Raw genomic sequence first — 8,564 nt, forward strand, 5'->3', positions numbered from 1 at the left:
TTGATAGTCTACGACTGCTACGCAGCCGAGCGGGGATGAATCCCCTCGCCACAACAAGCAGGTCTCCACAGTCTGTTTTCCATTGTTTTCGCGCGCAAGACACGAGGCACAGCATGCAAATCAAACTCGCCAACCCCCGTGGCTTCTGCGCCGGTGTGGACCGGGCGATCGAAATCGTCAACCGCGCCCTGGAAGTCTTCGGGCCGCCGATCTATGTGCGTCACGAAGTTGTGCACAACAAGTTCGTCGTCGAAGACCTGCGCAGCCGTGGCGCGATTTTCGTCGAAGAGCTCGATCAGGTACCCGATGACGTCATCGTCATCTTCAGCGCCCACGGTGTTTCCCAAGCCGTACGCAACGAAGCTGCAGGTCGTGGCCTGAAAGTCTTCGATGCAACCTGCCCGCTGGTGACCAAGGTGCACATCGAAGTCGCCAAATACAGCCGCGACGGTCGCGAGTGCATCCTGATTGGCCACGCCGGTCACCCGGAAGTCGAAGGCACCATGGGCCAGTACGACGCCAGCAATGGCGGCGCGATCTACCTCGTTGAAGACGAAAAGGACGTGGCCGCACTGCAGGTGCGCGATCCGGAAAGACTCGCTTTCGTCACCCAGACAACCTTGTCGATGGACGACACCAGCCGCGTTATCGATGCCCTGCGCACGCGCTTCCCGGCGATTGGTGGCCCGCGCAAGGACGATATCTGCTACGCCACACAAAACCGCCAGGACGCCGTCAAGCAACTGGCCGACGAGTGCGACGTGGTGCTGGTGGTCGGCAGCCCGAACAGTTCCAACTCCAACCGTCTGCGCGAATTGGCTGAGCGCATGGCGACTCCGGCGTACCTGATCGACGGTGCCGAGGATCTGCAACAGAGCTGGTTCGACGGCGTCGAGCGCATTGGCATTACCGCTGGCGCCTCGGCACCGGAAGTGCTGGTCCGGGGCGTGATCCAGCAATTGCAGGCCTGGGGCGCGACCGGTGCCGACGAGCTGGCTGGCCGTGAGGAGAACATCACGTTCTCGATGCCGAAAGAGCTGCGCGTCCGTTCGATCTGACGCTTCTGCCTTTGTCGCACAGCGCCTGTTCGGTCTCCTGACTGCTCAGGCGCACGCGACCGGTCGCCGCCAGCACGATCTGCCGCTGGCTGACCGGTTCGCGCGGCGAGCAGATGTGTATCGTCCCCGCCTGAAATCGCCGCCCCGGCATCAGTGGCTGCCCCAGATGACTGAACCGCACATAGCGGCTCACCCACCAGTTGCCGACAATCGGCACTTTCGCCTCACTGGCGCGTTCAACCAGCAGCGGATTGCTGCTGTCCTCCGGCCCCTTGCCGCTTCTATCCAGAATGATCCGCCATCCCTGACTCCAGTCACCGTCGATGCCATGGATCACCACGCTCTGATTGTGCGTGATCGCCAGTGTGCGAGCGTGGCGGATGCCTTCGAGCAGCGACTGCGCCGCGTGGTCGCGTTGAGTCGCTTGCTTGAGCGCGGCGAACGCCGGGCTGACCAGCAGCAGAACAATTGCGCCAATCGCCAGTCCCATAAGCAGTTCAATCAGGCTGAAACCGTGTTGCGGCATGAAAAATCCCTCCGTGGAATGGTATGAGCAGCGCAATCCGTGCGCCGCGCAGGGCAAATCAGTCGGCGCGTGCCGAGCGAATGTTCTAGCGTGTAAAAGCAGGTATAGCCGACGGCAACGGAGGGCACCGATGGATCTTCGTACAAAAGGTTTCACGCTGGTCGAGTTGCTGGTCGCCATTGCGGTGTTCCTGATACTGATCACGCTGGCGGTGCCGGCCTTTACCCGTACGATCCAGAGCAGCAAGGCGGATACCGAAGTCGGCGACTTGCAGCGGGCGATCAATTTCGCTCGCCTCGAGGCAATCAATCGCGGCGTGACCACGCGTCTGCGTCCGACCGCCGGCGGCAGTGTATGGACCGGTGAACTGGCGGTCTACGACAGTACTGGCAATCCGGCCAATGTGTTGCGGGTTGTTCCAGCAATGAGCAGTGGCGCGACTCTGACGCTACCCTCAGGAGTGACCGCACTGGATTTCAACAACCTCGGCGGTCTGGCGGCACCGTCGACGGCGGTGGTCATCGGTTACACGCTGGGCACGCAAAGCAGGACGCTGAACGTGTGTTTGAACGGACGCATTCAACTGGGTGGAAATTGCGGATGAGGGCAGGGAGCAAAAACGCACAGGAGGGCATGACGCTGATCGAAGTGCTGGTCGCGCTGCTGATTCTCACCGTCGGGCTGTTGGGCGCAGCGGCGGTGCAGCTCAATGCGCTGAAGTACACCGACAGTTCGCGGATGACCAGTCAGGCCAGCTTCATCGCCTATGACATGATGGATCGCATCCGCGCCAATTCCGGCGCCAACTACACCGTTGCGCCACCGACCTCGGGCAATCTCAGTAATGCGCGGGACCAGGACCTCTACGACTTCACCACCAACATCGCCAACTTCGGCGGCCCGACCGCGACGGGCAGCATCACCCTCAACCAGCGGGTCTACACCATCACCATTACCTGGAGCGACGCGCGCGCGGCCAACGCTGCCAGTGCCCAGCGCAGTTTCGTCCTGAGCAGCCGTGCGGCGGTCGATCCGGTGGCCACACCATGAAGCGTGCCAGCCGTGGTTTCGGCCTGATCGAGTTCCTGATTGCCCTGGCTTTGGGGCTGATCGTCGTGCTCGGCGTGGTACAGATTTTCATCGCCGCAAAAAACACCTACGTCAGTCAGAACAGCGCCGCAGCGATGCAGGAAGACGCGCGCTTCGTTCTCAGCAAAATGATTCAGGAAATCCGCATGGTCGGCATGTTCGGCTGCCTCGGCACCATCGTCGACTCCAGCTCAGCAGGGGATTTCAACACTGCGCAACTCATCCCGATCAACTGGGATAACGCCAGTCTCAAGCTGACCCTGGTCACCGCCGATGTCGGCAGCGGCGGGGGAACGCCGACCTGGACGGTGATTTCCGACTGCCGCAACAGTGCAGTCGCCTACAGCGGATTGCGCAACCCGACCTCGGGCCAGATCGCGTTCCCGATCCGGCGCCTGATCTACAGTTTCAGCAATAACCAGATCCTCATGGGCACTGGCAGCGGCAATCCGGCGCAGCAAGTGCTGGTGAACAACGTCAGCGCCTTCAACGTCACATTCGGTCTGGCCAGTTCGGCGACCGACGTCGCAGCCTCAACCTACAGCAGCAACCCTGGCGATCCCGCGCGCATCCGCAGCGTGCGCCTGAGCCTGACCCTCACCGACCCGAACAATCGGGTGCGCAATCAAACCTTCAACGTGGTTGCGGCATTGCGCAACCGCTTGCCATGAGGGGGCGGCGATGAGGATTTCCTTGCAACAACGTCAGGCACAGCGCGGCATGGTCTTGTTGGTCAGTCTGGTGTTTCTGCTGTTGCTCACATTGATAGGTTTGTCCTCGATGCAGAGCGCCAACCTGCAAGAGAAAATGGCCGGCAGCGTAAGCCTGCGCAATCAATCATTTCAGGCGGCCGAAGCGGCATTGCGTGTCGGCGAAAGCACAGTGCAACTGGACAGTTACTCGTTGGCGGTGTGCAGCGGCACGAGCCAATGTCTGCCGCCGGCGGAATCGTCATCGGTCAGCTCGGCAGGATTCAATTCGACCTCCGGGGTGACCTGGATCGCTGCCGGTAATGGCTTTTATGGCGTGCAGAACATCGGCACGACCCTGACTGCGGTGAACGTACCGAGTAACACTTCGGCGACGTTGTATCGAGTGACTGCGGTCGGCATCGCCGGCAATTCGCGTAGCGTGGTGGAGAGTGTCTATGCGAAGTATTGAGCGCGGCCTGTCGTTGCTGATCGGTATGCTCCTGAGTTTCTACCTGGCGGCACCGGCCTGGGCTTTCACGCCTTCCGATTCGCCATTGCTGAGCGCGGCTGCGGTGGCGCCCAACGTGATGCTGCTGATCGATGACTCGGGGAGTATGAACAGCATCATCTACGCCGCCGGATTCGACCCGAACGTCAACCGCACTCCCGCCCGGCAGTGCAATGCCTTCCTCGGCTTGTGCTCTGCACTCAATGCACCGCAGATTACTGGCGACACGGTGTTTCTATCGAGCCTGCCAACCTCCGGCTGCTCGGGAGGCGCCTACGCGTTCTACAACAACAGCGTGGCGCCGTTGTGCCTCAAGCTCCCCGACCCCGTAGGCAACGAGAACACTCGGTATTCCGCCGATTACATTTCCTACATAGTCAGCCTCGCCAACAGCAACGGCACCCGCGACTTCACCACGGGGGCGATTCCCAACGATTACCGGATGAACGTGGCGCGCAACGTTTCCACCGCACTGGTGAGCAGCAACCGCACCTTGCGCATGGGCCTGTCGACATTCAATCCGGCGACCAGCAACAACCCGGGCAACGGCGGTTTCATCGCTCGCTCGATCACCGATTTGTCACCCGTCGCGGGCAGCGTCACCCAGGCCCAGGCAGACACCAACTACAACGCGCTGATCTCATCGATCAACGGCTTGAACGCCGTGGCCAACACGCCATTGGCCGAGAGCTATTACGAAGTCACGCGCTACATGCGTGGCTTGGCGCCTTACTACAACGGCACACCGGCGACCTATACCAGTCCGATTCAATACCGCTGCCAGAAAAACTACGGCGTGGTGATTACCGATGGCTTGCCGACCTATGACCGTACCTTCCCGACCAACGATCCGCTGGGAGGCAGTCGCTTACCGAACTGGGATGGCGTGAATAACGATGGCGACAACCTCAACGGTGACGGTGAGGGCGACACACTCTATCTGGATGACATTGCCAAATTCGCCTTCGACATCGACATGCGCTCGACCGGCACCGACGCCGCCGGCAAGAGCTGGAACGCGGTGGATTTTCCCCGGCAGAACATGAACACCTACACCGTGGGTTTCGCGGCGGATAACGATATGTTGTCCGACGCCGCCAGTTACGGGCAGGGCAGGTATTACCAGGCGACCGACAGCTCCGGGCTCAATGCGGCGTTATCGTCGGCACTCAGCGATATCACTTCCAAGGCCGGCTCCGGTGGTGCCGGCGTTGCCAGCAGCAGTACGTTGACCAGTGGCAGCAGTTTTTACCAGACAACCTACGATCCCAAGGATTGGCGCGGCACGATCAGGTCGTTCGGCTTTACCTCGACCGGCACGGTAAATACCTCGGCGGCGCAATGGTCGACCGATACCACCATCGTGCCCTCTGCTACAGCGCCGACTTTCCAGTCATGGAACACCTTGAGCAACACGCCCATTGCGCTGGCACTCCTCAACTTTTCCCCGGCGCAGCAGACTACGCTGAATCAGGGGTTGCCCTCCGGAATCAACGGTAATGATCTGGTGGAGTGGAGCAAAGGGACCAACAGGGCCGGGCTCAAAGTGCGCACTGCGCTGCTGGGCGACATCATCAATTCGCCGCTGGTACTCGCGTCGCCTTCGGACAAGACCGCATCCGACTTGACGGGTGACAGCAGTTACACCAACTACCTGACCACCAAGGCTGCGAACATGAATACCAGTCTGGTAGTGAACGCCAACGACGGTTTCGTCAATGTGATCAATTCGGCGAACGGCACCCGCCGTTATGCCTACATGCCATCCAGCGTGCTGCCTTCGTTGCGGCTGATTGCGGATACCAATTACGTCAACGGCGTCAGCCACAAGTTTCTCGTGGACGGTCAGGTCGGAGTGTTCGATGCGCAGGCCGGCACCGCCTGGAGAACGCTGGCCATTGGCGGAACGGGGGCCGGTGGCAAAACCTTCTATGGGCTGCAACTGTTCGATGCCTCGGCGGGCAATGTCATCAGGGCACTGTGGGAAGTCAGTGCGCCGGCCACGGCCAACACGGCGAATGCTTTCAATGATCTGGGTTACGCCTACGCGCGTCCGGAAGTGGCACGCTTGGCCAATGGTCGCTGGGCGACATTCATCGCCAATGGTTACGGCAGCAATTCGGGGGTTGCGGCTTTGTACGTACTGGATGCAATGGATGGTTCGCTGATCAGGAAAATCGTCATCGACAGCACGGAAACCACTAACGGTCTGTCTTCGGTAAAACTCAGGGTCAATTCCTCGAACGTGGTGCAGGCTGCCTACGCTGGTGACCTGAAGGGGCGTATGTGGAAATTCGACTTGAGCGCACCCGGGGCAGAAAGCTGGGCCGTGGCGTTTGCCGGCAAACCTCTGTTCACCGCCCCGGGTGGGGCAACGCAGCCGATCACTGCGCAACCGCTGCTGGCGGACAACCCACAGGGCGGCAAGCAGGTGTTTTTCGGCACCGGCAAGTTCAACGAAACTGCCGACAAGACCAACAAGGATCTGCAGGCGTTCTATTCAATCTGGGATGCAGAAGGTGGGACCGGACAAATCACCGTCAGCAGCTTGCAGGCGCAGGCGATTACCGGTTCGTTCTCCGGCAGTACCGGGCAGTTCCTGACCACCAGCCAGAATGAAACGACCTATCCGGCAGAGAAAGGCTGGTATCTGCCGCTGGTGTATAACAACGTGCTGACCGGTGAACGCGTGATCAATCAGGCCAGTCTTGTGTTGGGGCGAGTTGTTTTCACCACTGCCAGCGTCGATACCACTGACCCTTGTTCGAGCTTTGGTACGGGCAGGTTGGTCGAACTCGATGCGTTCAACGGTAAGATGCTCAACTACGCCGTGATCGACACCACCGGCGACCGTTTGGTCGACAGCAACGATACGATATCCAGCGGCGTGATTTTTACCGGCGGCATTCCGACCCTGAACTTCATCTCGGCTAACGGCGAGCGCAAGGGCACGACTGACACCAGCGGCGCGGTCACGGTCATTGTGGAGAAAGGTGGCGGCGGCAGCCGTCGTATCATGTGGCGACAAATCCAGTAAGCGAGAATTTGAGGCATGCGCAGAACCAGCCGAGGTTTTACCCTGATCGAGATCATGATCGTCATCGCGATTATCGGGATCATCCTCACCATCAGCATCCCCAGCTACAACGAATACGTGAAGAAGGGCCGTCGCGCCGAAGTGGTCTCGCTGCTCTCGGAGCAGGCGCAGACCCTCGAACGCTTCTATACCCGCAACAATGTCTACACCGGCGTCACCGGGCTGAGCACGGGGAATGATTTCTACACCATCACCCCGACGCTGACCGACCAGACCTTTGTGCTGACCGCGACGCGTAAAACCGGCTCGGCCATGGCCACCGACAAGTGCGGGGATTTCACCCTGACCAACACTGGCGTGCGAAGCATGAACAACGCGACCACCGGAGTGACCGCCAAGGATTGCTGGGGCCGCTGACGCATTCTTTTTCGGGCGCCTTTTGCGCCCACTGTCTTTTTACGGTTGGATCAAACATGACCAGGCAACAGCAAGTGGTGATTGTCGGCGGCGGGGTGATTGGCCTGCTCACTGCCTACAATCTCGCCTCCGAAGTGCGCAGCGTGGTGCTGCTGGATCGCTCGAATGTCGGCCAGGAATCGTCCTGGGCTGGCGGCGGCATCGTCTCGCCGTTATACCCATGGCGCTACAGTCCGGCAGTCACCGCGCTGGCGCATTGGTCGCAGGACTTTTATCCACAGCTCGGCCAGCGCTTGTTTGCTGACACGGGGGTTGATCCTGAGGTGCACACCACTGGCCTGTATTGGCTGGATCTGGACGATGAAACCGCAGCCCTGGCCTGGGCCGAGCGGGAAAACCGGCCGCTGCGGGCTGTGGATATCTCGGCGGCGCATGACGCGGTGCCGGTGCTCGGCAGCGGTTTCAGCCGAGCGATCTACATGGCCGATGTCGCCAACGTGCGCAATCCACGGCTGGTCAAATCGCTGAAAGCCGCGCTGCTGGCGCTGCCGAACGTGACGATTCACGAGCAATGCGAAGTCAGTGGCTTCGTCCGCGAGGGCGAGCGCGTGGTCGGCGTGCAGACTCCGACGGGCGTGATCAACGGCGATCAGATTGTGCTGACAGCGGGGGCGTGGAGCGGTGATCTGCTCAAGACGCTGAACCTGTCGCTGCCGGTCGAGCCGGTCAAAGGCCAGATGATTCTCTATAAGTGCGCGGCTGATTTCCTGCCGAGCATGGTGCTGGCCAAGGGGCGTTATGCGATCCCGCGTCGCGACGGTCACATTCTGATTGGCAGCACGCTGGAGCACGAAGGTTACGACAAGACCCCGACCGATTTAGCGCTGGAAAGCCTCAAGGCCTCGGCGATCGAGTTGTTACCAGCGCTGGCGGATGCCGAAGTGGTCGGGCACTGGGCGGGGCTGCGGCCGGGGTCGCCGGAGGGCATTCCGTTTATTGGCCGGGTGCCGGGGTTCGAGGGGTTGTGGCTGAACTGCGGGCATTACCGCAACGGGCTGGTGCTGGCGCCGGCATCGTGTCAGCTATTTGCTGACGTGATGCTGGGGCGGGCGCCGATTATTGATCCAGCGCCGTATGCGCCTGAGGGCCGGATTTAGTCAGAGGCGGGTAGACCGCCTTCGCGAGCAGGCTCGCTCCCACAGGAATACTTATTCCAAATGTGGGAGCGAGCCTGCTC

Annotated in this window: 9 protein-coding genes; 8 read left to right on the forward strand and 1 reads right to left on the reverse strand. The window is 60.6% G+C overall.

What is annotated here, in order from left to right; translation table 11 throughout:
* Nucleotides 1–113 precede the first annotated feature (113 nt).
* On the forward strand, nt 114–1,058 hold the full coding sequence (ispH, locus tag QMX86_RS17270) for a 4-hydroxy-3-methylbut-2-enyl diphosphate reductase (protein ID WP_016773129.1): 945 nt from the start codon (nt 114–116) through the stop codon (nt 1,056–1,058).
* On the opposite strand, the gene QMX86_RS17275 is transcribed toward ispH, so the two are convergent.
* On the reverse strand, nt 1,015–1,584 hold the full coding sequence (locus tag QMX86_RS17275) for a GspH/FimT family protein (protein ID WP_282384812.1): 570 nt from the start codon (nt 1,582–1,584) through the stop codon (nt 1,015–1,017). The genes ispH and QMX86_RS17275 overlap by 44 nt on opposite strands.
* Before the next feature lie 130 nt (nt 1,585–1,714).
* Here QMX86_RS17275 and QMX86_RS17280 point away from each other — a divergent pair, with 130 nt between their 5' ends.
* The 7 genes from QMX86_RS17280 to thiO are packed head-to-tail and all read left to right on the forward strand — an operon-like array spanning nt 1,715 to nt 8,484.
* Entirely contained in the window at nt 1,715–2,188 is a 474-nt protein-coding gene (locus tag QMX86_RS17280) for a GspH/FimT family pseudopilin (protein WP_041477800.1), read from the forward strand.
* Nucleotides 2,185–2,634 carry a type IV pilus modification protein PilV gene (pilV, locus tag QMX86_RS17285; protein ID WP_282384811.1) on the forward strand — a complete coding sequence of 150 codons (450 nt, stop codon included), beginning with the start codon at nt 2,185–2,187 and terminating at the stop codon, nt 2,632–2,634. Before QMX86_RS17280 ends, pilV begins: the two co-directional genes overlap by 4 nt.
* Nucleotides 2,631–3,344 carry a prepilin-type N-terminal cleavage/methylation domain-containing protein gene (locus QMX86_RS17290; RefSeq protein ID WP_282384810.1) on the forward strand — a complete coding sequence of 238 codons (714 nt, stop codon included), beginning with the start codon at nt 2,631–2,633 and terminating at the stop codon, nt 3,342–3,344. The genes pilV and QMX86_RS17290 overlap by 4 nt, the downstream gene beginning before the upstream one ends.
* A gap of 10 nt (nt 3,345–3,354) precedes the next feature.
* Nucleotides 3,355–3,834 carry a PilX N-terminal domain-containing pilus assembly protein gene (locus QMX86_RS17295; protein ID WP_282384808.1) on the forward strand — a complete coding sequence of 160 codons (480 nt, stop codon included), beginning with the start codon at nt 3,355–3,357 and terminating at the stop codon, nt 3,832–3,834.
* On the forward strand, nt 3,821–6,910 hold the full coding sequence (locus tag QMX86_RS17300; RefSeq protein ID WP_282384807.1) for a PilC/PilY family type IV pilus protein: 3,090 nt from the start codon (nt 3,821–3,823) through the stop codon (nt 6,908–6,910). The genes QMX86_RS17295 and QMX86_RS17300 overlap by 14 nt, the downstream gene beginning before the upstream one ends.
* A gap of 15 nt (nt 6,911–6,925) precedes the next feature.
* The gene (locus QMX86_RS17305) at nt 6,926–7,327 is read left to right on the forward strand and encodes a type IV pilin protein (RefSeq protein WP_122750953.1); all 402 of its coding nucleotides are present in this window, start codon (nt 6,926–6,928) and stop codon (nt 7,325–7,327) included.
* Between the two features lie 56 nt (nt 7,328–7,383).
* Nucleotides 7,384–8,484, forward strand: coding sequence for a glycine oxidase ThiO (gene thiO / locus QMX86_RS17310; RefSeq protein WP_282384806.1), 1,101 nt, complete (start codon nt 7,384–7,386; stop codon nt 8,482–8,484).
* The last annotated feature ends 80 nt before the right edge of the window (nt 8,485–8,564 follow it).

This window comes from Pseudomonas sp. PS01270, assembly GCF_029959775.1.
GTDB classification, from domain to species: domain Bacteria; phylum Pseudomonadota; class Gammaproteobacteria; order Pseudomonadales; family Pseudomonadaceae; genus Aquipseudomonas; species Aquipseudomonas atacamensis.

What these genes read in the sequence shown, in the direction of transcription:
- thiO (WP_282384806.1), top strand. Translation starts at nt 7,384, where the DNA reads ATGACCAGGCAACAGCAAGTGGTGATTGTCGGCGGCGGGGTGATTGGC.
- QMX86_RS17300 (WP_282384807.1), top strand. Translation starts at nt 3,821, where the DNA reads ATGCGAAGTATTGAGCGCGGCCTGTCGTTGCTGATCGGTATGCTCCTG.
- pilV (WP_282384811.1), top strand. Translation starts at nt 2,185, where the DNA reads ATGAGGGCAGGGAGCAAAAACGCACAGGAGGGCATGACGCTGATCGAA.
- QMX86_RS17295 (WP_282384808.1), top strand. Translation starts at nt 3,355, where the DNA reads ATGAGGATTTCCTTGCAACAACGTCAGGCACAGCGCGGCATGGTCTTG.
- QMX86_RS17305 (WP_122750953.1), top strand. Translation starts at nt 6,926, where the DNA reads ATGCGCAGAACCAGCCGAGGTTTTACCCTGATCGAGATCATGATCGTC.
- QMX86_RS17290 (WP_282384810.1), top strand. Translation starts at nt 2,631, where the DNA reads ATGAAGCGTGCCAGCCGTGGTTTCGGCCTGATCGAGTTCCTGATTGCC.
- QMX86_RS17275 (WP_282384812.1), bottom strand. Translation starts at nt 1,584, where the DNA reads ATGCCGCAACACGGTTTCAGCCTGATTGAACTGCTTATGGGACTGGCG.
- QMX86_RS17280 (WP_041477800.1), top strand. Translation starts at nt 1,715, where the DNA reads ATGGATCTTCGTACAAAAGGTTTCACGCTGGTCGAGTTGCTGGTCGCC.
- ispH (WP_016773129.1), top strand. Translation starts at nt 114, where the DNA reads ATGCAAATCAAACTCGCCAACCCCCGTGGCTTCTGCGCCGGTGTGGAC.